Genomic DNA, 23260 nt, shown 5'->3' with positions numbered 1-23260 from the left:
GTTTTGGCAAAATGTAAGAAGTAGGTTTGTGAGTTGCTGATAGAAATTTAGCAGCAAGTATTCTGTTTTTTATCAACTTCCATAACAAGCAATAAATTTATTAAATATCATATAGATATAACAAGTTAGGTGCTAAAATCAACAGTATTGATAAGCTGGGGGGATGTTGTCAAAACCGATGCCATCGAAACCGTTTCTTGGCTTTAGCGGCGCAGCTTCAACAGTATTGACGATGCCGCTCATGGTCACGCCGCCAATGGCTGACAATACGGACGCGCTCACTGTGGTTTGCATAAAACGGCGGCGGCTTAAGTCAGTGCTTTCAATCACATCAAGAATAGATTCGTTATTGGATGGATTTAGGCTTTGCTCGTTTTTTGGATGATTTATACCTTTCATTATTAAATGCTCCAATGGTTTAAATAGCGATTAATCTGCTGACCCCGGTTCAGAATTTATTTTTGGTAATGTCCGTGAAACCTATCTACGAACCGGGCAAATTTAGAGTATTAAAATGACAATGATGTGAAATATTAGTTATTCCGAAATTACCCAAAAAAAACTATGATAAACCATGATAGGAGGATGAATACTAAGCCCTAACTATTCGTAATTAGGCAGTTAAACTCCTGTGCTTGGCAGGGATTGAGTACACAGGTTAATCAATCGGCAAGTGAGGAGGTCAGTTCCATGGCAACATTTAACGGAACCAGTGGCAAAGATAAATTCATCGGCAGTGCGGATGACGATATTTTTTGCTTTCAAAATAAGAGACTTAAGCGCAAAAGATGTGTTAAAAGGCGGGGGCGGGCTTAATGCATTGCTACTAGTCAATGCAACGTCACAAACTCAAGAGGAAATACTTGCCAATCGTTGGCAAGGCTTAAACAACATCCAGGGACTGGTGTTAGCGTCAAACGGCTATGGAATCAAGCTTTGGTTTGATAACACGTTTTTTAATCACAATGATGTTAAACGCTTTACTATTGATGGGCGATTGTTGCAACAAGTTGTGCAGCCTATGCATATTTACGCTAGCGATGTTACCAATATGGCATTTAACGTTATTGGCAGTATAGGCGCTTGGGACAATATTAATACGGGTAGTGGCAATGATGTTATCGCGTATGTGAGTGAATCGTTAAATAGCAGAGACACGATACATGCTGGGGCTGGTACAGATACGCTGGTGTTGGCCGGAACAGGCAAGGTTTTAGGGGTAAAAGATGGGCCTGATATTGTTTTAACCAGTCGCAGTGCCTATTTAAATGATGTGACCGGTATAGAAAAAATCATTATCACTGAACTTGCTAGCAACTATACGCAAACCATAGGCTTTGCGAATGCTATTCAAGGCTCTTACGATGGCACAGGTTTAGTGTCAATTACGACGAATCAGTTTTATGGCTTAAATAAACCCGCTAAAGCGGTGGCAGGCAAGCTAATTATTGACGGTAGCAGCTTAACCAGTGACCAACCGCTCCATATCACGGCGGGCTTTAATGACGACAAACTAGCGTCAGGTGCCGGAAACGATAGTTTAAGCGGTGGCGACGGTAATGATTCATTAACTGCGGGTGATGGCAATGATAGGCTGATAGGCGATTCTGGCAATGATACGTTAGCAGGGGGTAAAGGCAATGATACGTTGCTAGGTGGTTTAGGCGACGATAAGTTTGTTTTTGCGGGTAGTACGGCAAGTCCAATCACTGAATTTTATCAAGATAAAATCGAGGGTAGCGAAGGCCTAGATACCTTATATTTTAGCTCGTTAACTGGTATCAGCATTGCAGCCCCTGCACTAAATACTTGTTCCATCACCGGTATTGAGACCATAGGCTTTGCGAGCAATAACAGTTCAATTGCGATAACGCAACAGTTCATGCAGCGCAATTTCAATGGTGCTGGCCAGTTGCGTATTTATCTCGATAGATTAACCGCGAGCGGTAGTAGTTTTATTGCCGATGCCTCAGGTGTTACAGGCAAAGATTTAGCGATTAATTTCGATATCAATGTGCAAAACCAAAATGAGACGTTAATCGGTGGTGCTGGCAATGATATGTTCCAATTTAATACCAGCCCAGGTACTTTTGGATTGCCAGAAAATCCTAGCGGCCCCGATTTTTTTGATAAATTAGTCGGTGGAAAGGGCTTTGATTCGATTCAAGTTCGTGAGAGCAGTCTTGTTTCCTTAGGGACACAAGTCAAAGGCATAGAGCAGTTAACCGTGCTTGCTGATGCGCCGTTGAGTATTACCCGGACTGAAATTGATGTCGCCGTGCCTGATGATTTAACGATAGATGGTAGCGCGCTTAGCAGTGGTGATAACTTAATCGCGCGCGGTTTTGCCTATGATAGATACAACGACCCGTTGGCGAGCCAAGGCTATACCTATGCTGCTGGCAGATTAACCCTACTCGGTGGGCAAGGCAATGATACGTTAGTCGGCGGTTTAGCGAAGGATACGCTTAAAGGTAACAACGGTAACGATGTGTTAGCTGGACGCGATGGCGCTGATGAATTAACGGGTGGTTTAGGCGCGGATTGGTTTGCCTACAGCGGCATAATTGATTCGCCTGCTACGATTAAAGGCCGCGATACTATCACCGATTTCAGCCAGGCCCAAGGCGATAAAATTTACTTTTTACATTCAGGAACAGCGCCGTTTACGTTTATAGGCGATGCCGATTTTTCGTTCATAGCCGGACAAGTGCGCAGTTACCATGATGCCAAAATGACTTATGTAGAATTGGATTTAAGCGGCGACGGTATTGCCGATTTACAAGTCGCGCTAACAGGTGTAATAAACTTAAGTACGGCTGATTTTTCATTGTGACGAGTCCAAAAAATCTCGCGAATTCATATAAGTAAGTGCAACGGCTCAAAAACCGCATGTGATTATTCTTAGTATAAATACAGCTATTACGGGTACGAACAAACTATGCTGAATAAAAAATTAACCCTTATCTGCGCTCGTAGCGAGCTTGATAAAACCTCTTTCATTACTAAAAACGTTAGCTATAAAACACAGCCCGTTTCCGTTATTGTTTTTGCTTTCGAGGGCAATGCTTATGCGTATATCAACGATTGTATGCACATGCACAGGCAACTGAATTGCGAGAAAGACACTATTTTTGATGAAACCGGGCAATATTTACGCTGCTCAATGCACGGATTTGTTTTTGAGCCTAAAACAGGCGAATGCCAAAGCCCTGTGTGCTTAGGCGAGCGCTTACAAGCACTGCAATTGCAAGAAATAGACGGAATGCTATATTTTGCTGAAAAACGTCTTGCGCTGATTGATTAAAAAATGAGGTGGGTCTGGTTGCTAATAGCGCCTCTTTAACAGATGACGATTAATGTTTACTCTGATTCAATAACGCGTAAATTTGTATAAAAAATAGTCAAATTTTTGTTAAATCGGCAATAGTTGCGGTCGAAATCATGTCAAGTAAATATTAACATACGTTAAGTCATTGAATTTTAATGTCCATCTAAATTGAGAATTACTGACATATCACAACAGCATTCAATATCTTAATGACCATGAGTCAACATTACTGCCAAGCACAATAAGTCTCGCTCATTACCATTATCAAAATATTTAGTCATGATAAGTCACCAACAACTGAAAACCTTAACTCTTAAACTCGCTATCAGCAGTCTTTTAGACATAAGTACAGCAAATGCTGAGCCTTTACTACGCTTTGACAGCTATGCACCCGTGGTGCCTTCACCTATACAGGCACAAAATCGGCATGGAACAGAGCCTTCACTAATCATTAATCAGAGCAATATAGGCTATTTAGCGTTTTATTTACAACGCTCGCTGCCTAACCGTTTAAAAGCCTCGGATGTGCAAAAAGCCACGCTTTCGATATTTTTAAACAAAGTCGATGCGGGTGGGAATTTATCCGTTGCTAAAGTGTTGGAGGACTGGAATGAAAAAACGCTGCCGGACAACAACCGTTCCCCCGCTTATGATACGGTAACCCTCAAACACTTCGTGATAAAGCCTAGCTATGCAGGACGCTGGCTACAGCTTGATGTAACCCATATTGTTAAAGACTGGATTAAACATAACGAAATTAACACAGCTGCGAGTTACGGCTTTGCCTTAATCGCAGACGCACAACTTAACATCTCGCTAGACAGCAAGGAAAACACCAGCACTAGCCACCAAGCTCTATTTGATGTGGTGTTAAACCAATCAGGAGCAACCGGTGCCAAAGGCGCAACAGGAGCTGCTGGCAACACGGGCATAGCAGGCAATACCGGTGCAACAGGAGCAACTGGCAACACAGGTTTACCAGGCAATACCGGCGCAACAGGAGCTGCTGGCAACACGGGCATAGCAGGCAATACYGGCGCGATAGGTGCAACCGGTGATACAGGCACAACAGGCAATACCGGCGCGATAGGTGCAACCGGTAATACAGGCATGCCAGGCAATACTGGCGCAATAGGTGCAACCGGCAACACCGGGATAACAGGCAATACTGGCGCAACAGGAGTAACCGGCAACACGGGCGTACCGGGGAATACCGGTGCAATAGGGGCAACCGGTAACACCGGCGCAACAGGAGCTGTTGGCAATACGGGCATCATTGGTAATACCGGTATAGCAGGTAATACTGGTGCAACCGGTAATACTGGAACATCAGGCAACACCGGCGCGACAGGAGCAACTGGCAACACGGCATAACAGGTGATACCGGCGCAACAGGCAATACCGGAGCCAGTCCATGGCAGTTATCTGGGGTCAACGCTTTCTTTAATACAGGTACTGTTGCGGTCGGCACCACACCGACCAGTAACGCCTTCACTGTCAGCGATGTCGGCACCGGCGATGGTAACGTGCTGTTCAACGGTACGTTTAACAGCGGGGGCAATGTGCCGACCAGCGGGCCTGGCACACGCTTGATGTGGTATCCGGTAAAGGCGGCATTCAGGGTGGGACGAGTTCTTGGCACCCATTGGGATGAGGCCAATGTCGGTTCTCATTCCATTGCGATGGGATATAGTACAACCGCTAGTGCTGACTATTCCACCGCGATAGGATTTGTCACAACGGCTAGTGGCGCTGTTGCCACATCAATGGGGCGTGGTACATCCGCAAGCGGTAATTACTCTACCGCCATAGGATACAACACAGGTGCTAGCGGAGAATTTTCCACAGCGATGGGATTCTTAACAGATGCCAGTGGTTACTCTTCCACCACGATGGGAAATACCACAACTGCGGGCGGTAGTTATGCTACCGCAATGGGCGCAGAAACAATCGCCAGCGGTGACTATTCCACCGCGATGGGATACAGCTCAGATGCCACTGGTAATTATGCCACTGCGATGGGGGCAGGCACGGCCGCCAGCGGTTTTGTCTCCACTGCAATGGGAGATTCTACAGTCGCCAGCGGTATTCGCTCAACAGCGATGGGCCGTAGCACAACCGCCAGCGGGGATTATTCCACCGCGATGGGAACCAGAACTACCGCCCAAGCTTACGCTTCCGTCGCCTTAGGTCAATATAATGCCGTAGCCGGTTCAACAACAACCTGGGTAGCTACCGATCCCCTGCTCGTAGTCGGCAACGGCTCAGATGCCAGTCATCTAAGCAACGCCCTGACTCTGCTAAAAAACGGCAACATGACCATCGCCGGTACACTGACGCAAAACTCCGATAGCCGCTTGAAAACCAACATCCACGATCTCAACCAGCCGCTACAAAAAATCACCCATTTACATGGCATTCAGTATCAATGGAATCCGGCTACTCATCCCGGTACGGTCGATGCTGACGGTATCCAGCTAGGCTTTTTGGCGCAAGATGTTCAGACGGTTTTGCCTGAATTAGTCAAACCAGACAGCAACGGCTATCTAAGTGTCAACTATGTCGGCGTGATTCCGGTGTTGGTCGAAGCAGTTAAGGACTTACGCAAGAAACTAGAAAAAAAAAGACCGAGAATTGGAAGATAAAAACCGGCAATTAGAAGAAAAGGACAGGCAATTGCAACAAGAGTTAGCGCAATTAAAAGCCTTGATTAAGGTCAAACGCTAGCCTGTCGGTAAGGCGCAACGCAGATCAGTGTGACCAGTGGCTGAACGCGTTGTGCCATAGGCTATTAATTCATCATGTTAGCAATCATGCTGTTAAGCCGCTATCAGTTTTCCTTCAAAAACGCCCGAATCGACGCTATGCCTTGCGCGCCTGAATGCTGCGCTTGGCTTAAGTCTTGTTGCGTCATGCCACCTAAGGCATAAACGGGTAGGTTGACTGTTTCGACTAGTTTTTTAAAACCGGCCCAGCCTAAGGTCGGCGCATTCGGGTGGGTAAGCGTTGTTAGTACCGGTGCTAATACCGCGAAATCAACGCCTAGTTGTTGGGCGTGGGCGAGCTCTTCAGCGTTATGACAGGAAGCGCCGACGATACGATAAGAGGGACGCTGGGTTAAGGCCAGTAAATCACGGCTAGCCAAATGCAGCCCATCGCAGGTTAACTCAGTAAGTCCAGCAGTGGCTGAGTTTATCAGTAAGCGGCAACCCTTTTGCTGACAAAGTGGATAAGCCGTATCGATAAAGGATTTTACTTCAGTGGCGGGTAGGTTTTTTAACCGCGCTTGAATCAGCGTTATGTTTTGTTCTAGCAACACGCTTAAATGTTGGCTTAATAACTGAGGCTCAGCATCGTCTAAGATGGCATAAAACGGCGGTAAATTGACTGCGTTGATAATCGGAAGATTCGCTGCTGGGAATGCATACTGGCCTAACTCATGAGGTTTTACCCAAGCCAGTGCTTGCCCGGTTGAGCTGTGCGCTATGCCGGTAAACGCAGTGACGCTAAAGACGATTAAACGCACGGTTTTATCAGGATAAGCATGATTTATCGTAATCAACGGCGAAGCCTGAGTGACGCTGATACCGAGTTCTTCCATGAGTTCACGGGCTAAGGCTTGTTCAGCCGTTTCACCCGGTTCTAGTTTTCCGCCAGGGAATTCCCATAATCCGCCTTGATGCAAAGCGCTATCGCGTAGCGAAATTAAAATATGTCCGTCGTGTTGGATAACGCCGACTGCAACATCAAGGCTAGGATTTGGGTGAGGCACGCGTGAGCTTAAGACTTGGCTTGGGTAGGTTTAGCTAATTTAATGCCTAACTCTTTTAATTGCGCCTCGGGTACTGGCGCTGGCGCGTTAACGAGAGGACATGCTGCCGACTGTGTTTTCGGGAAGGCAATTACATCGCGAATTGAGCTTGAGCCGGTCATTAACATGACTAAACGGTCTAAACCAAACGCAAGACCGCCATGTGGTGGCGCGCCGTATTTTAATGCGTCGAGTAAGAAGCCGAATTTTTCGCGTGCTTCATCCGGTTGAATGCCTAAAATATCAAACACAGTTTGTTGCATTAGTGGGCGGTTAATACGAATCGAGCCGCCGCCAACTTCCGTGCCATTTAATACTAAGTCATAAGCGCGAGATAACGCAGCACCCGGATTGGCTTTTAACTCGTCTAATGAACAACTAGGTGCGGTAAACGGATGGTGTATAGCGGAATAACGGCCCGCTTTTTCATCCCAGGCAAACATGGGAAAATCCACCACCCAAACCGGTTTCCAGTCGCCTTGTATTAAGTTTAAGTCATGACCTAGCTTAACGCGTAATGCGCCCATCGCTTCATTGACAATGTCGGCTTTATCGGCACCGAAGAAGATTAAATCACCTGTTTCAGCACCGGTTTTAGCCATAACGTTAGCCCAAACGTCAGCAGGGGCAAATTTGACGATAGGTGATTGTAAACCGTCGATACCGGCATTTAAGTCGTTAACTTTAATATACGCTAAGCCTTTAGCGCCATAAATGGCAACGAATTTAGTTAACTCATCTATATCTTTACGGCTTAAGTCGCCGCCTTTAGGCAAGCGCATCGCGACGACGCGACCATTAGGGTCGTTAGCCGGGCCTGAGAAGACTTTAAAATCAACGGCTTTCATTTCGTCGGCAATATCGACTAATTCTAGCGGAATGCGTAAATCAGGACGGTCAATACCAAAGCGTCTAATGGCTTCTTGGTAAGTCATGCGTGGGAAGACGTCATCTAATTTGACATTGATGATTTGGGCAAATAATTGCCGAATCATTTCTTCCATGACCTTCATGATTTCGTCTTCGGTCATGAACGAGGTTTCAATATCAAGCTGGGTAAATTCTGGTTGTCTATCCGCGCGTAAATCTTCATCGCGGAAGCAACGCACGATTTGATAATACCTATCCATGCCTGCAATCATCAGGATTTGCTTATACAACTGCGGCGATTGCGGTAAGGCAAAAAACGCGTTTTCATGCGTGCGGCTTGGCACGATATAGTCTCTAGCGCCTTCGGGTGTGGCTTTGGTTAAGTAAGGCGTTTCAATTTCAAAGAAATCATTGGCGTCTAAGAAATTTCTTAATACGCGCGTGACGTCACGACGTACTTTCATCTTTTCTTGCATAGACGAGCGGCGCAAGTCGATATAGCGATAACGCAAGCGCAATTCTTCGTTGACTTCGATGTCGCTTTCAACAGGGAACGGTGGAGTTTCCGACTCGTTTAACACCTCGATGTCTTTGGCGAGGATTTCGATTTCACCTGAATTCATATTTGGGTTAATCGTACCGGTAGGGCGGTTTCTGACAATACCAGTGATTTTTAACACGTACTCGCTACGCACATGCTCAGCCGTGGCAAAGGTCTCAGCGGTATCCGGATCGACGACGACTTGCACAATCCCCGCTCTGTCGCGTAAATCAATAAAAATAACGCCGCCGTGGTCGCGTCGTCTATGCACCCAACCGCAGATGTCAACGGTGCTGCCTAACTGTTGTGTGTTTAAATCTCCGCACTTGTGAGTACGCATGATGATTCCCTGTTGTTTATTAGTGTTATTGAAAATGAAAGGCTTGGGTTAAGCGTGGGTTTAAGGTTATCGGTGGCAACTCTACAGTACGTCTAGCGTGTCTTACCTGGAAGACGATGAGTAGGGTACGCTGGGCGTACCCACAACGATAAAGCCTGCACGTTTATTGTTTTTAAAGAGTCTAGTGGGCGCTAAAAGACGGATTAATGGTTTTTACACGCACCTGAGCAACTATGTGCAGCAGGCGTGCTGGCAGCAGGTGTCGAAGAGGCTTCACCGGCGACGTTTTTCTTGCTACCGCTTTTAAAATCAGTTTCATACCAGCCACCGCCTTTTAAGCGAAAACCAGCGGCAGAAATTTTTTTCATTAATTCGGGTTGACTACACGCTGGGCAAATCACTAATGGTTCTGCATTTAGCTTTTGTAAGGCTTCGTGTTCATGACCACAGGCTTGGCATTGATATTCATAAATCGGCATAAAAAGCACTCCTGAAAAAAAATAAAAACTACAATAAGGCTTAACTTCAGGATTTCAAGGCGCTTACTATAGAATAAGCAACCATTTTACAGATTCAAGCCCGACAATGAAAACATTAACCCTAACTAAACCCGATGATTGGCATTTACACTTGCGAACCGGAGCCGTATTAAACGCTGTATTACCGCATACCGCGCATCGTTTTGCTCGTGCAGTGATTATGCCTAATCTCAAACCACCAGTGACGACTATTGCTCAAGCACTTGATTATAGGGCAGAAATTTTAAACGCTGTGCCAGCCGATACTGGTTTTACGCCGTTAATGACGTTGTATTTAACTCAAACCACTACGTTAGCCACTGTCAGGCAAGCCGCAGAATGCGAACATGTGCTAGGGTTTAAACTTTATCCAGCCGGTGCCACAACCAATTCAGATGCAGGTGTCAATGATATTCGTGCGCTCTATCCTGTGTTCGAGGAAATGCAAACGTATGATGTCCCGCTGCTCATTCATGGTGAAGTCAACGATGAGCGCTATGACATTTTTGATAGAGAGCGGGTTTTTATTGAGCACTATCTGCAAGACATAAGCGTGCAATTTCCTAGTTTACGCATAGTGTTAGAACATGTGACTACTGAAGATGCTGTTGCATTTGTCGAAGCTTCGTCTAGCACCATCGCGGCTACCATTACACCACAACATTTATTATTTAATCGCAACGCCATGTTAGTCGGTGGTATTAAACCGCATTTTTATTGTTTGCCGGTATTAAAACGCGAACATCATCGGCAAGCGCTTTTAAAAGCGGCGACCAGTGGCAATGCAAGATTCTTTTTAGGCACCGATAGCGCACCGCATTTTACGCATTTAAAGGAAACTAGTTGTGGTTGTGCGGGTTGTTTTAGCGCGCCGTTAGCGCTTGAGTTATATGCCGAAGCGTTTGAGCAAGCCAATGCACTAGATAAGCTGGAAGGCTTTGCTAGTTTTTTTGGCGCAGATTTTTACCGCTTACCCAGAAATCAAACAGCGATAACCTTAAGCAAACGCGAATGGCAGGTGCCTGATGCGTATGATGTCGCCGGACGGACGCTGACGCCGTTGTTGGCTGGTCAAGTATTAAATTGGCGTATAGAGAGCCTATCATGATTACTCCAGAATCCTTAGGCTCTGAAGCCTTTAAGCATGATTACGGTATCCGTTACGCGTATTTAACTGGCGCAATGGTAAAAGGCATTGCTTCAACTGAATTAGTGATACGCATGGCGAAGGCGGGTTATTTAGCGTTTTTCGGTACGGGTGGTTTAAAACTGTCTGAGATTGAACAGGCGATACAAACGATACAAGCTGCTGTACCGGAAGGGCAGGGGGTTGGCATGAATCTATTGGCTAATTTAGCTAAGCCAGAGCTTGAATTAGCAGTCGTTGATTTATTGTTGCGCTACGGCGTTAGGCAGGTCGAAGCATCCGCGTTTATGCAAATCACGCCCGCGTTGGTTAAATATCGCTTAACTGGCTTGACTAGCGATACGCAAGGCCGACCTGTTGCTAAGCATAAAATCATGGCCAAGATTTCAAGGCCTGAAGTGGCCGAGCAGTTTTTACAACCGGCACCTGATGCGATGGTTAAACGGCTAGTCGAGCAAGGCATGTTAACAGAGCAAGAAGCTGAATTAGGTAAGCTACTGCCATTAGCCTCAGATTTATGTGTTGAAGCCGATTCAGGTGGGCATACTGATATGGGCAATGCGGCGGTGTTATTGCCCGCGATGTTGCGCCTAAGAGATAGTTATCAACAGCGTTATCAGTATGCGCAACCGGTTAGAGTGGGTTTAGGCGGCGGAATTGGCACGCCTGAGTCTGCGGCGGCGGCATTTGTGTTAGGGCTGATTTCATTTTGACGGGTTCGATTAATCAATGTAGCGTCGAAGCCGGGACTAGCACCGTGGTTAAAGACATGTTGCAAGACATTAATGTACAAGACACCGATTACGCTCCAGCAGGCGATATGTTTGAATTAGGCGCTAAGATTCAAGTGTTGAAAAAAAGCGTGTTCTTCCCAGCGCGCGCGAATAAGTTATATGATTTATGGCGGCATTATCCTAGTCTCGATGCGATAGATAAGGCAACGCAACAGCAAATTCAGGATAAATTTTTAGGCCGTAGTTTTGCTGACGTGTATAACGAAACCAAGGCTTATTATCTGGCTGAATGGCCGCAAGAAATCGAGCGGGCTGAGCAACAGCCAAAAGCGAAAATGGCGTTAATTTTCCGTTGGTATTTCGTGCATAGTATGCGTTTAGCTGCCGCAGGCGATGTCAGTCAGCGGGTAAATTTTCAAGTGCATTGCGGCCCAGCTTTAGGCGCATTTAATCAATGGGTTAAAAACACGCCGTTAGCCGATTGGCGGGCTAGGCATGTCGATCATATTGCCGATAAGTTAATGCAGGAAACTGCTGATTTTTTAAACCACCGTTTTCATCAACTCAAACGCTAGCTGTAAACCTATGAGCGAAAAACGTGTTTTAGCCAAAAAATACTTAAACCCTTATACCGACTTTGGGTTTAAAAAACTGTTCGGCGAAGAGGGTAGCAAAGATTTGCTCATTGATTTTCTAAACCAATTACTGCCAGAACAACATCAAATCGCTGAACTCAGCTTTAAAAATCCCGAAAAAATGGCAGGGACGGCGAAAGAGCGTAAGGCGATTTTTGATATTTACTGCCAAACCGCAAATGGTGAGCGTTTTATCGTTGAAATGCAAAAGGCTAAAGTCAAATACTTCAAAGACCGGGCGTTGTTTTACTCAACGTTTCCAATCAAAGAACAAGTGAAAAAAAGCGAGTGGAATTTTGCCTTGTTGCCGATTTATTTCGTTGCGATATTAGATTTTCATTACGATGAAGACGAGGAAAAGCGTAAATTCCGCCGCGATGTGTGTTTAAAAGACCAAGATGGCGATGTATTTTTTGACAAGCTGCATTTTAAGTTCTTGCAAATGCCTTTGTTCACTAAACAAGCACATGAGCTGGAAAGTCATTTTGATAAATGGGTATATTTTCTAAAAAACCTAGAAAATTTTGACCATATTCCGGCGATATTAAACGAGCCTATTTTCCAAAAAGGCTTTGATATTGCTGAATTGTCGCATTTAACACCTAAGCAATTTGATGCCTATCAGCGCAGCTTATTGGAATATGCTGAAGTGAAGAATGTCAGCGACACATCGTTTGAAGAAGGCATGGTTAAAGGCAAAATAGAAGGTATTATCGAAGGTAAAATAGAAGGAGAAAAAGAAAAAGCCTTTGCTATTGCTCACAACATGTTAGCCAAGCACTTTGATTTGACAACGATTAGCGATTTAACCGGATTAACGCTAGACGAGATTACTGCTTTAGCGCGCAGCGAAAAAACTTAACCCAATAAGTCGTGTAGGTCGGGTTAGCGCTAGCGTAACCCGACATTTACCAGGCACAAAGAATGTCGGGTTACGCCTTCCGCTAGCGCTACAGGCTAACCCGACCTACCTATATCAACGCGTACACGATTAGCAAAGCTCATGGACCATGAAATTGTTTCTAAAGTAGCGTCACACATCGCCCAACGCTTACGGGCGGTAAAACCTAGCGCTTGGGTTTGGCTTGATTCAGCGCCTGAGCTGTTAAGGTTGGTCTGTCAGCAAATCAGCGAGCTAACCGGTTCGATTAAAATCATCGTGCCGCCAGAATGTATGGGAATTGTCGAGTCGATTGCGCTAGCGGGCAGCAATGACCAGACACTACAGCAATTGTGTGCAGACGTTTTCAGGGCCGATTATTTATTGTTTGCGTTCAGCGCAACTTGACGCTAACCGATTGCCGTTAACTGAGCTTGATGAACTGATTGTATTAGCCGAACAGGATACTGACGCTTTACTAATGGATGCGGCGGCTCAAGGTTTGTTTGCTGAGCGGCAACCTTGGCGTTATCCAGCAACTGGCTCAGAATGTAAGGTTACATTAACTGTGTTTAAACAGCATGCTAGACAGATTCGCTTAGCCCAGAGTGATGATTTACCGGCGTTATTAGCCTTAGAGCAACAATGCTGGTTGCCTGCACTGCAAGCGACACAACAGCAGTTAGCGTTTAGGCTTTCGGTTTATCCTGACGGGCAATTAGTCTTGGTGCATAACGGGCAGTTGGTAGGTGTCATTTATTCACAGCGCTTAGCGGATGCCGATACGGTTTACCGTATGACAGCTGAGCAAGCTTGTGAAGATCATAACGCTCAAGGGCCGGTTTTACATTTGTTAGTGATTAATATAGTACCCGCGTATCAACATGCGGGCTTTGGCGATGCGTTATTAGAGTTTGCGTTGCAACGTGCCAGTGTAACTCCAGGCATCGCTGAGGTTATCGCTGTAACGTTATGCCGTGATTATGATGCGCTGCGTGAGCCGGATTTATCGCTTTATATTGAACAACGTAATCCACAAGGTCGGTTAATTGATCCAGTATTGCGTTTTCATGAATTGCACGGCGCACAAGTGACCGGTTTAGTGCCGGGTTATAGACCGAAGGATGTTAAGAATTTAGGTTATGGCGTACTGGTGCGTTATCAGATTCATAGCCGCCGCCGCGATGAGCTTCAGTCGGAAAACGCGGGTAATACGTTAGTTTTAACTTGGCAAGACGTCAGCAATACTGTCACGCAAGCCATTCAAGCCTGTTTAGGTAACACACGGTCAGCCGCGTTTTCGCCCAATCAACCGTTATTAATGATGGGTTTGGATTCCGCCGATTTACTGCAATTAGCTGAGCGCTTAAGCAGTGCGTTTCAGCTACGCTTAGAGCAAGGCTTCTTTTTTCATTACACGACCAGTGAAAAAATTGCTCAAGCCTTGTTTAAGCGTCTTGAGCAGAAAGCCACCTTGACCCAAAGACAAGAGCCTCATGCTGATGATATAGCGATTATTGGCATCAGTGGTCGTTATCCCAAAGCCGATGATGTGCAAGCATTTTGGCAGAACCTCAAAGCCGGTGTCGATGCAATTAGCGAAGTGCCTTTGTCACGTTGGGATTATCGCCATTTTGATACCAGCCGGTATGGTGGTTTTATTAATGATGTCGCTGCATTTGACCCGCTGTTTTTCAATATTTCCCCTAGCGAAGCCGAAGCCATTGATCCGCAAGAGCGTTTATTTTTACAAACGGCTTGGCATACGATTGAAGATGCGGCTATAACCGCGCCAGCTTACAACAGGTTTTTCAAGGTAATGTCGGTGTGTTTGTCGGTGCGATGTATGGCGAATATGGTTTGCTCTCCCAAAACCAACAGACCATGCCATTTGTGTTTTATGGCTCAATTGCTAATCGGGTTTCTTATACCTTAGATTTGCACGGACCTAGTTTAGCTGTCGATACCTTATGCTCATCGTCATTAACGGCTTTGCATTATGCCGTGCAGAGCTTAAGACGAGGCGAATGTTTAGCGGCTCTTGTGGGCGGGGTGAATTTATCGCTACATCCCAATAAATATCGCTTGCATAAGCAATTGTCTATGTCGGCTAGCGATGGTCGTTGTCGTAGTTTTGGTGCGGGCGGTGATGGCTTTGTGCCGGGCGAAGGGGTTGGGGCGGTGTTGTTAAAGCCGTTACGCGATGCCGAGCGTGATGGTGACGCTATTTATGCCGTGATAAAAGCGACGACGATTAACCATGATGGCAAAACTCATGGCTATACTGTGCCGAATCCCAATGCCCAAGCCAAGCTGATTGCTGATGCGTTTAAACAAGCGGATATTAATCCCTGTGCACTCAGTTATATTGAAGCGCACGGTACCGGTACAGCGCTAGGCGACCCTGTAGAAGTCACTGGCTTGACTAAAGCTTTTCAACAGCTAGGTCAGCAGCCTGAGCAATGCGCCTTAGGTTCGGTAAAAAGCAATATCGGTCATTTAGAAGCGGCCGCCGGTATTGCCGGCTTAACAAAAATCATCTTGCAATTACAACATCAGCAACTCGTACCGACGCTGCATAGCGCTACCACCAACCCTAATATCAACTTTACCGCAACGCCGTTTTATTTGCCGCAACGGTTAACACCGTGGGCTAGGCCAGTCATTGACGCGGTGGAATATCCACGTAGCGCGTGTTTATCGTCGTTTGGCGCCGGTGGGGCTAATGCCCATGCGGTGTTAACCGAGTATATAGCCCCGCCGGTGACTGTGACTTCTCAACAAGATAACCGTCCCGTTTGTATCGTGTTATCTGCCGAGCGCAAAGAAGCCTTAGCATTGATTGCGCAAGCTTTATTAACCACCGTAAGCCATCCGGTTTGGCAAGCGCAACCTCAACATAGCTTGCGTAATGTTGCCTATACCTTGCAAGTGGGACGTGAGCCGTTAACACATCGTTTAGGTTTTATTAGCTCGTCATTTGCTGAGTTAATACAACAGCTTACCGATTATTTGGCTGGAACAGAACCGGCGTCAGATAGGGCAACGGCAGCAAGCGAGTCTCAAGTGCTTAAAACCTGGTTAGCCGGTCACGAGGTAGATTGGTCAGGCTACTATCAAACTCAGCCTGCACAACGTCTAAACTTACCCGGTTATCCATTTGCCAAGCAGCGTTATTGGTTGTCAACGAGTAGCGTTAAGCCCGAATTGGCGCATCCGCTATTACAGCGTGATATTTCAGATAATTCAGGGTTACGCTTTTCGGCTGAATTTACCGGGCACGAGCCATTTTTACGCGACCATCAATTACAGGACAAAAAGATTTTACCGGCTACGGCATTTATTGAACTGGCGGTAGCGGCATTTAAGCAGGTGTTAGGTGAGAACAAAGATCAAGCTATTGTGCTGACAGACCTGATTTGGACTAAACCTTTTGTGTTAGACGATAACGTCAAGCTATTAGCGTTGAATGGCTCGGTTATAGAAAATTCCAGCCTACGATTTACCGCATCAGACCCGGACAACGATACCGCTATTTATTGTCAAGGCAGTGTGGGCTTAACATCGGGTGAGCCGCCAATAAAACTGAGTAAGCCAACGTTAGACGGTTTAGCCATTGACGGGGCTAAGTTTTATCAAGCCATTCGCTTACTGGGTTATGAGTATGGTTCTACGCATCAAGGTATTCAGCAAATGCTTATCGGCGATGATGCTGTGTGGGCTGAGCTTGAGCTAAGCGAAACCGATGAGCGATTTTCATTACCACCCAGCTTATTAGATGCGGCACTGCAAACCAGTTTAGGGTTAACGCCAGGTTTTGCATTATGGTTGTTCGCGCAAGATGTCCAACCCAAACCGCCATTAGTCGTACCGTTTAGGCTGGCGGAATTGGTCTGGTATGCGCCATTGTCTAAGCGCATATCGGTAGTAACCCGTTGGCATAAGCCAGATGAGACTACTGCCTTGCGGTTTAACCTCGAAGTCTATGATGAACAGCAGAGGTTATGCTTATTGGTAAACGATTTTTGCTTAAGCCCTGCTAAGTTTGCGTTAACTAAGCCGACGTTTTTATTTAGCAACCCCTGTATGGCGCGAACAACCGTTGCCAACCCCGCTGAACGCCATCATTGCTCAACAGCATTTAGTCGTGTTATTCGATGAATTAGGCGCGTTAACCGCAGACTTAACAGAACGTCAGCCGAGCATAAACTGGCAAGCGTTGATGGCAACAGAAATCGAGCCAGCCCGGCGTTATCAGCAGTGGGTGTTAGGCTTAATCACAATGCTTAAAACCTGGTTAAGCACACCGTCTGACGGTTTAAGATTGGTGCAAGTGCTTGTTAAAACGGAGACTGGCGGAATTGAATGGGGACTGGTTGGCTTATTATTAAGTATTGTTAAGGAATATTCAGGCTTGTCGGTGCAAATGATAGGCTTAGACCGAATACCTAGTCATGACGAGCTGATTGAGCTGGTTCAGGCTAATGCAATGTGTGCCGATGCGGTTAAAGTCAGTTATAGCCAAAATCGACGTTTTACCCAAACTTGGCAGAAGCTTAATAACCCAGTTACCCCGGTGCCTTTGCCTTGGCGGCAAAAACGGCGTGTATTTAATCACCGGTGGTTTAGGCGGCTTGGCGATGATTTTTGCTAACGCGATTGCCTCAGTCGTGTCGTCTGTGACCTTAGTGTTAATTGGACGCGCGACGGAATTAACAACGGAGCAACAACAGCAGCTTGCCGCACTGACAGCGTTAGGTGCAAAAGTGATTTATCGGCCTATTGATGTCTGTTCTAGCCATCAACTGAATAATTTAATACGTTGGCTAGATAAAACGCATGGCGGTTTACACGGTGTGATTCATAGCGCGGGTGTGTTACGTGATAGCTTGTTAGTGAATAAAACTGAAGCCCAGATACGAGAGGTTTTAGCTCCTAAAGTCCAAGGTTTGCTCGCATTAGATCAAGCAACCCAGCATTGTGAATTAGATTTTTTTGTCGTGTTTTCGTCTGAAGTCAGCGTGACCGGTAATATCGGTCAAAGCGATTATGCGGCTGCGAATGGTTTTTGCGATGCGTTTTGTGCATTCAGACAACGATTAACAGAGGCTCAGCAACGTCACGGTTTATCGTTAGCGCTTAACTGGCCGTATTGGCATGAAGGTGGCATGAAGCTTCAGCAAGACTTAGTGCCAACGGCTGTTTTAGCAACCGATGACGGTATTGCTGCGTTTTATCAAAGTTTAGCTTTAGGCGTACCGCAGCTTTGGCTAGTCAGCGAGCAAGCGGCAGATTCAGAAACAACTGCGTCTCGCCTAGAACGCCCCCTTGTCAACAGCGATATAAGCGCAGTGTTACAACAAACCATCGCTTCAGTGCTAAAAATAAACTCTGAAGAATTAAATTCTGACACACCGTTAAGCCGCTATGGTTTTGATTCAATTCGTATGACGGAATGCTTGTTACGCTTACAACGTGACTATCAGTTAAACCTTGCTCCGACGGTATTTATCGATTATCCAACACTGGCACAATTGTCGGCGTATTTATCGGCGCAAGCTGCCAAACCTAAAGCGGTGTTAACACCTACTACTCCAAGTGATACCCACGATAACGACATTGCTATTGTTGGTTTAAGCGGGCAATTTCCAGGGGCCGATGATTTAGAACAGTTTTGGCGTAATGTTTTAGAGGGTGTTCATGCGGTTACTGAGATTCCCGCTGAACGTTGGGATTGGCGCACGGCGTATCAAGGTCAGCCAGGTAATCGTTGGGGTGGGTTTTTAACCGATATTTATAGTTTTGATGCGTTATTCTTCGGCATTTCCGGGCGTGATGCCGGTTATTTAGACCCGCAAACCCGTTTATTGCTAATGCATAGCTGGTGGGCATTAGAAAATGCCGGTATTAAACCAGAAGCGTTTGCAGCCCAGCCTAGCGGCGTGTTTATTGCCGCCGCGCATGGCGAATATGCTCAACTTACCGAGGCGTTACTACAGCAACCGGAAGATTTTACCGCGCAATTCGCCTCGTCTTTGCCGAATCGTATCGCGCAGTTCTTTGATTTAACTGGGCCTTGCGAAGTGTATGAAGCGGCGTGTGCGTCTTCTATTTTGGCTTTGCATAAAGCCATACAAGCCATACAGCAAGGGGAATGTAGCCAAGCACTGGTGGGTGCGGTGAATTTATTGCAATCACCGTTACGCTATTTAGCCAGTGACAAACTAGGCTATTTAAGTCCTGATGGTGAGGCTAAATCCTTTCAAGCAGGGGCAAACGGTTTTGTGCGGGCTGAAGGCGTGGCGGTGCTAGTGCTTAAACCGTTGGCGCAAGCACTGGCTGAGCGCGATTATGTTTATGCCGTCATCAAAGGCACCGGCATTGCGCATGGCGGCAAAGGCTTATCGCTGATTGCGCCTAATCCAAGCGGTATGACGCAAGCCATGTTAAATGCTTGCCAACGCGCTAAGATTAACCCAAGCGCGATAGGCTATATCGAAGCACATGGTATCGCCTCGCCGTTAAGCGATGCGCAAGAATTATACGCGTTGGCTGATGGCTATCAGCAGCATTTACAACGCCATCTACAACACTTGGAACAAACCGCAACAACCCCGGCAACGATTACGTTAAGCAGTCTAAAACCTAGCATTGGTCATACTGAAATCGCGTCAGGTTTAGCATCACTGATTAAAGTCGTGTATGCATTACGGCATAGGCTGCGCCCAGGCATTGCGCGTTTTACCCAAATACACGAACACATCGCGCTAACACAAACCCCGTTTACGCTAAGCGCTAAGCCTGAAGCTTGGCCTGAGCCTGTTGCTACAACGGGTGAGCCGTTGCTACGCGCCGCAAGCGTTAGCAGTTATGGCGACGCCGGTGTCAACGGTCATGTGGTATTACAAGAGTTTTTAGCGGTAGATACCTCTGAGGCAGAATCAGGGAGGCATTTAATCCTGGTATCGGCCAAAACCGACACGGCATTAACGGCGTATTTGCATAAGCTGGCGGGCTTTATTACTACACAGTCGCCGCGCATTGCCGATGTTGCGTTGACGTTACAAACCGGTAGAACCGCTATGCGTCATCGCTTCGCGGTCGTGGTTGAGTCAATCGCTGAGCTGCAAACAGCACTTAACGCTTATTTAACGTCAGCGTCAAGCATAAAACAGTGCTATACCGGCATTGCCGTTCAGCAAATCCAGCCTATGCCAGACCTAAACGGTTTAGCGCAACCCGCGTATTTATCCGCCTTAGCTCAGCATTGGGTACAAGGTTATCCGATTGCGCTAACCCAGCTATACTCAGCGCAACAAGCTAAGCGCATAGCGTTACCGGGTTACGCCTTTGATTTGCAGCCCTATCGATTAAACGTAGGGTACGCTGTGCGTACCTTTGGGCAAGAGGCAGGTATGGTACGCGTAGCGTACCCTACGACTGAAACGCCGAATTTAGAAGATTACTTACGCCGGTTATTAATCGAGCTATTAGCCGTATCTGAGTCAACTTTACTGAATGCCGCGTCATTACATGAATTAGGCTTAACCTCGTTACATGCGGTCAGTGTTAAAACTAAGTTAGAACAATACCTTAACAAAGCCATTCGATTGTCAGCGCTGAATGTGTTTATTCCGTTTGTCGAATTGGCACGTCAGTTAACAGCCTTAACCGAAGCTGAAACCACCGCGCAAGTCGGTTTGCCTGTGTTAAGTGTTGATACTGATAACGCAGCTCAGCCTTTTCCATTAACCGACATACAACAAGCGTTTTGGTTAGGTCGGACACTAAGCCAAGCTCGGCAACCGGTGGGTTGTCATGCTTACTTGGAACTCACGTTTAAGCGGTTAGATTTGGCGCGTTTTACAACAGACTTGGCAGCGTGTGCTAAACCGGCATGGCATGTTAAGCGCCGAATTCTTAAGCGACGGTCGTCAGTTCATTCCGGCGCAGGCAAAGACCTATACGATTGCAGTAAGGGAAAAATTAGGCTTAGCGCTAACAGAGCAAAAAGAATGGCTGGATCAGGTGAGGGCAGAGTTATCGCATCGTTGTTATCAGCCAGAACATGGGCCGCTGTTTACGATACAAGTGACCCGCTTTGAGCATAGCGATGTGTTACATGTGAGCGTTGATGAATTAATCGTCGATGCCTGGTCTATAGAGCAGGTATTTAGCGAATGGTCAGCGCTTTATGCTAAGCCAGAATTGACCTTGCCTGCGTTAACGCTGAGCTTTCGTGATTATGTGCTGGCGTTAACTGGCTTTGAAAGTGCCCCCCGTTACCAACAAGATTTACAGTATTGGTTAACTAAACTGCGTGCTATAAAACCAGGACCTGAGCTACCTAAAGCATCTGATTGGAACGGCTTACACCAATGCCAGCGCTTATCGCATTGTTTAGCCTCAGAACACTATGCACAACTTAAACAAGTCGCAGCTGATTGGGCGGTATCGCCAACTGCGTTGGTGTTAACACTGTTTATTCGCGTATTGCAACAATACAGTAGGCAACCTGAGTTTACGTTGGTATTAACCTATTTCAACCGCTTAGCCTTGCATGAGCAGGTAAACGAACTCATCGCGCCAATGATTTCAACGGCATTATTTGTCGCCGAAGCCGGTAGCGACTCGTTGCAACAACACGCGCAACAAGTACATGCAGAGTTACTCGCCGACTTTGACCATTTAACCGTCAGCGGTGTGCGAGTGCTAAGAGAATTAAAACGGCAAAAACTTTGTAGCAATGACTTTAGCTTGCCGATAGTGTTTACCTCGTTATTAGGCCAGCCTATCAATAGAACGCCAGAGCATTTCTTGCAACAGCAAACCTACGCCGTCACACAAAACGCCGCAAATGTATTTAGATTGCCAGGTTTATGACATTAATGGCGAGTTACAGATTAGCTTCGATGCGGTGATGGCGTATTACCAAACCGGCTTGCTTGAGCATGTGTTTGCTGAACTGATTCATGCGTTACAGACAACGATGCTAAAACCCCGTTGTCATATCGGCAGGGATTGCCGGTATCCAGAGCACGGAGATGTGAATCACTCACTGACTATAGTGCGAGCCGACCCGCTTAAGAGTTTTCCGTTAACCGAATTACAACAAGCGTATGCCTTTGGTAAAACCGCTTATGGTGGCGAAGTGGCTACGCAAGTGTATAGCGCTTTGCGTGTTAAGCACTTAGACCTTGCGCGATTACAAGCCGCTTTAGCTAAACTTATCGCTAATCACGTTATGCTTCGCGCCGTAATTGGTTTAGAAGGCCAACAAAAAATCTTAGCGTCAGTACCTGATTACCGTATTAAAGTCGACGATTTGCGCCTAGCAGAGCCAGAGCAACAACAAGCCGCTATCGCAAAAATCGAGCGCGACATGTTAATGCGCAATGGTCCATTAGGCGACTGGCCGCATTTTGAACTACGTGTGTCATTGCTAGACCACGAACAAGCCTTAATCCATTTTAGTGTGGAATTATTAATCGCCGATGCGCTAAGTCTTGAAATACTGCGGGCTGATTTATGCCGTTTTTATCAGCAACCTGAGGCAGACCTTACGCCACGCGATTTAAGTTATGCCGATTATTGCTTAAGCGTAAAACATTACGAGCAAACCTTAGCGTTTCAACACAGCCAAGCGTATTGGCAGCAAAAGTTTTCTACGTTACCTAGCGGTTTGCACTTAGCGCGACTTAACAGCGGCGGCCATATCGGCACTGTGCGCTTAGATGCCGTGTTAACCGAATGGCCAAAAATCAAACAGTATGCCCAAAGCCTAAACGTACCACCTAGCGTCGTGCTATTAACCGCGTATGCCAAAGTATTATCGGCGTGGTCTGACGGACAAGCGTTTAGCATCGTCATACCAAGCTGGCAGCGCTTACCGGTTCATCCCGATATAAACCACATCGTCGGCGATTTCACCCGTTTAGCGTGGTTACCGGTTAATCCTCAGCAAACTTTATCGTTTACCGAACACGTCTTAGCCGTACACGCCGAATTACAACGCGACTTTGCAGAAGCACCCGCCAGCGGCTTATCAGTATTACGCAAACAAGCGTTAAAACCCGCTCAACGCCGCTCGTTAAAGTTTCCTATCGTCTTTACCGATTTAGTCCCCGAACACGAAAGCAAACTCCCCGCAGAATTCAGCTTAACAAAAACCTTAAGCCGAACCGCTCATGTTGATATTGACAATATCAGCACCGATCATGGTGACACGCTAGGTTTACACTGGGATGTGGCTGAGGCGGTGTATGCGGTTGCGGATGTGGAGTTGATGTTTAAGGAGTATTGGGGGGTGTGTGGGGGAGGTCAATACTGTTGATTTTAGCACCTAACTTGTTATATCTATATGATATTTAATAAATTTATTGCTTGTTATGGAAGTTGATAAAAACAGAATACTTGCTGCTAAATTTCTATCAGCAACTCACAAACCTACTTC

18 protein-coding genes and 1 pseudogene are annotated in these 23260 nt (G+C 46.4%); 15 read left to right on the top strand and 4 right to left on the bottom strand.

Annotated elements, in window-relative coordinates:
- Positions 1 to 138: 138 nt before the first annotated feature.
- On the bottom strand, positions 139 to 399 hold the full coding sequence (locus tag VZ94_RS01640; protein ID WP_045777902.1) for a hypothetical protein: 261 nt from the start codon (positions 397 to 399) through the stop codon (positions 139 to 141).
- 343 nt (positions 400 to 742) lie between these two features.
- Here VZ94_RS01640 and VZ94_RS01635 point away from each other — a divergent pair, with 343 nt between their 5' ends.
- The 4 genes from VZ94_RS01635 to VZ94_RS21990 all read left to right on the top strand — a co-directional run bounded on the left by VZ94_RS01635 (position 743) and on the right by VZ94_RS21990 (position 5976).
- A complete protein-coding gene (locus VZ94_RS01635; RefSeq protein WP_045777901.1) occupies positions 743 to 2836 on the top strand; it encodes a calcium-binding protein in 2094 nt (697 codons plus the stop codon).
- Between the two features lie 105 nt (positions 2837 to 2941).
- Positions 2942 to 3307 (top strand): Rieske (2Fe-2S) protein, encoded by a 366-nt coding sequence (locus VZ94_RS01630; protein WP_045777900.1) that lies wholly within the window; start codon positions 2942 to 2944, stop codon positions 3305 to 3307.
- 303 nt (positions 3308 to 3610) lie between these two features.
- Positions 3611 to 4705 (top strand): CBM96 family carbohydrate-binding protein, encoded by a 1095-nt coding sequence (locus VZ94_RS30075; protein ID WP_052700104.1) that lies wholly within the window; start codon positions 3611 to 3613, stop codon positions 4703 to 4705.
- A gap of 152 nt (positions 4706 to 4857) precedes the next feature.
- Positions 4858 to 5976, top strand: a complete 1119-nt coding sequence (locus tag VZ94_RS21990; RefSeq protein ID WP_052700103.1) for a tail fiber domain-containing protein — start codon at positions 4858 to 4860, stop codon at positions 5974 to 5976.
- A gap of 185 nt (positions 5977 to 6161) precedes the next feature.
- Here VZ94_RS21990 and VZ94_RS01615 read toward each other — a convergent pair whose 3' ends face one another.
- The 3 genes from VZ94_RS01615 to VZ94_RS01605 all read right to left on the bottom strand — a co-directional run bounded on the left by VZ94_RS01615 (position 6162) and on the right by VZ94_RS01605 (position 9372).
- Positions 6162 to 7103: a Nudix family hydrolase gene (locus VZ94_RS01615; RefSeq protein ID WP_045777899.1), complete on the bottom strand. Its 942-nt coding sequence runs from the start codon at positions 7101 to 7103 to the stop codon at positions 6162 to 6164.
- Between the two features lie 8 nt (positions 7104 to 7111).
- Complete coding sequence (gene aspS / locus VZ94_RS01610; protein ID WP_045777898.1) at positions 7112 to 8893, bottom strand: aspartate--tRNA ligase; 1782 nt, start codon at positions 8891 to 8893, stop codon at positions 7112 to 7114.
- 203 nt (positions 8894 to 9096) lie between these two features.
- Complete coding sequence (locus tag VZ94_RS01605) at positions 9097 to 9372, bottom strand: FmdB family zinc ribbon protein (RefSeq protein WP_045777897.1); 276 nt, start codon at positions 9370 to 9372, stop codon at positions 9097 to 9099.
- Between the two features lie 106 nt (positions 9373 to 9478).
- Here VZ94_RS01605 and pyrC point away from each other — a divergent pair, with 106 nt between their 5' ends.
- The 11 genes and pseudogenes from pyrC to VZ94_RS01560 all read left to right on the top strand — a co-directional run bounded on the left by pyrC (position 9479) and on the right by VZ94_RS01560 (position 23140).
- Entirely contained in the window at positions 9479 to 10519 is a 1041-nt protein-coding gene (pyrC, locus tag VZ94_RS01600; RefSeq protein ID WP_045777896.1) for a dihydroorotase, read from the top strand.
- Complete coding sequence (locus VZ94_RS26705; RefSeq protein ID WP_204369011.1) at positions 10516 to 11271, top strand: beta/alpha barrel domain-containing protein; 756 nt, start codon at positions 10516 to 10518, stop codon at positions 11269 to 11271. Before pyrC ends, VZ94_RS26705 begins: the two co-directional genes overlap by 4 nt.
- Positions 11268 to 11867: a beta/alpha barrel domain-containing protein gene (locus VZ94_RS26700; RefSeq protein ID WP_204369010.1), complete on the top strand. Its 600-nt coding sequence runs from the start codon at positions 11268 to 11270 to the stop codon at positions 11865 to 11867. The genes VZ94_RS26705 and VZ94_RS26700 overlap by 4 nt, the downstream gene beginning before the upstream one ends.
- A gap of 10 nt (positions 11868 to 11877) precedes the next feature.
- Complete coding sequence (locus VZ94_RS01590) at positions 11878 to 12789, top strand: Rpn family recombination-promoting nuclease/putative transposase (RefSeq protein WP_045777895.1); 912 nt, start codon at positions 11878 to 11880, stop codon at positions 12787 to 12789.
- Positions 12790 to 12930: 141 nt separating this feature from the next.
- Positions 12931 to 13215 (top strand): hypothetical protein, encoded by a 285-nt coding sequence (locus VZ94_RS01585; RefSeq protein WP_045777894.1) that lies wholly within the window; start codon positions 12931 to 12933, stop codon positions 13213 to 13215.
- Positions 13196 to 14743: a beta-ketoacyl synthase N-terminal-like domain-containing protein gene (locus VZ94_RS21985; RefSeq protein WP_052700102.1), complete on the top strand. Its 1548-nt coding sequence runs from the start codon at positions 13196 to 13198 to the stop codon at positions 14741 to 14743. Before VZ94_RS01585 ends, VZ94_RS21985 begins: the two co-directional genes overlap by 20 nt.
- Entirely contained in the window at positions 14635 to 16968 is a 2334-nt protein-coding gene (locus VZ94_RS01580; protein ID WP_131655445.1) for a polyketide synthase family protein, read from the top strand. The genes VZ94_RS21985 and VZ94_RS01580 overlap by 109 nt, the downstream gene beginning before the upstream one ends.
- A complete protein-coding gene (locus VZ94_RS26350) occupies positions 16910 to 17461 on the top strand; it encodes a Rossmann-fold NAD(P)-binding domain-containing protein (RefSeq protein ID WP_192828584.1) in 552 nt (183 codons plus the stop codon). The genes VZ94_RS01580 and VZ94_RS26350 overlap by 59 nt, the downstream gene beginning before the upstream one ends.
- Positions 17448 to 20417: pseudogene (locus VZ94_RS01570) on the top strand (SDR family oxidoreductase); the annotation flags it as partial. The gene VZ94_RS26350 and the pseudogene VZ94_RS01570, both read left to right, overlap by 14 nt.
- Before the next feature lie 292 nt (positions 20418 to 20709).
- Positions 20710 to 21690 carry a condensation domain-containing protein gene (locus tag VZ94_RS01565; RefSeq protein ID WP_082081292.1) on the top strand — a complete coding sequence of 327 codons (981 nt, stop codon included), beginning with the start codon at positions 20710 to 20712 and terminating at the stop codon, positions 21688 to 21690.
- Positions 21665 to 23140 (top strand): condensation domain-containing protein, encoded by a 1476-nt coding sequence (locus VZ94_RS01560; protein WP_045777890.1) that lies wholly within the window; start codon positions 21665 to 21667, stop codon positions 23138 to 23140. Before VZ94_RS01565 ends, VZ94_RS01560 begins: the two co-directional genes overlap by 26 nt.
- The last annotated feature ends 120 nt before the right edge of the window (positions 23141 to 23260 follow it).

Source organism: Methylocucumis oryzae, assembly GCF_000963695.1.
Taxonomy (GTDB): domain Bacteria; phylum Pseudomonadota; class Gammaproteobacteria; order Methylococcales; family Methylomonadaceae; genus Methylovulum; species Methylovulum oryzae.
Note: the sequence above shows the minus strand (reverse complement) of the source record. Positions and strands in the feature narration are given on the sequence as shown.

What these genes read in the sequence shown, in the direction of transcription:
- pyrC (WP_045777896.1), top strand. Translation starts at nt 9,479, where the DNA reads ATGAAAACATTAACCCTAACTAAACCCGATGATTGGCATTTACACTTG.
- VZ94_RS01630 (WP_045777900.1), top strand. Translation starts at nt 2,942, where the DNA reads ATGCTGAATAAAAAATTAACCCTTATCTGCGCTCGTAGCGAGCTTGAT.
- VZ94_RS01590 (WP_045777895.1), top strand. Translation starts at nt 11,878, where the DNA reads ATGAGCGAAAAACGTGTTTTAGCCAAAAAATACTTAAACCCTTATACC.
- VZ94_RS01605 (WP_045777897.1), bottom strand. Translation starts at nt 9,372, where the DNA reads ATGCCGATTTATGAATATCAATGCCAAGCCTGTGGTCATGAACACGAA.
- VZ94_RS01635 (WP_045777901.1), top strand. Translation starts at nt 743, where the DNA reads ATGACGATATTTTTTGCTTTCAAAATAAGAGACTTAAGCGCAAAAGAT.
- VZ94_RS26705 (WP_204369011.1), top strand. Translation starts at nt 10,516, where the DNA reads ATGATTACTCCAGAATCCTTAGGCTCTGAAGCCTTTAAGCATGATTAC.
- VZ94_RS01565 (WP_082081292.1), top strand. Translation starts at nt 20,710, where the DNA reads ATGTTAAGCGCCGAATTCTTAAGCGACGGTCGTCAGTTCATTCCGGCG.
- aspS (WP_045777898.1), bottom strand. Translation starts at nt 8,893, where the DNA reads ATGCGTACTCACAAGTGCGGAGATTTAAACACACAACAGTTAGGCAGC.
- VZ94_RS01640 (WP_045777902.1), bottom strand. Translation starts at nt 399, where the DNA reads ATGAAAGGTATAAATCATCCAAAAAACGAGCAAAGCCTAAATCCATCC.
- VZ94_RS01560 (WP_045777890.1), top strand. Translation starts at nt 21,665, where the DNA reads ATGTATTTAGATTGCCAGGTTTATGACATTAATGGCGAGTTACAGATT.
- VZ94_RS01585 (WP_045777894.1), top strand. Translation starts at nt 12,931, where the DNA reads ATGGACCATGAAATTGTTTCTAAAGTAGCGTCACACATCGCCCAACGC.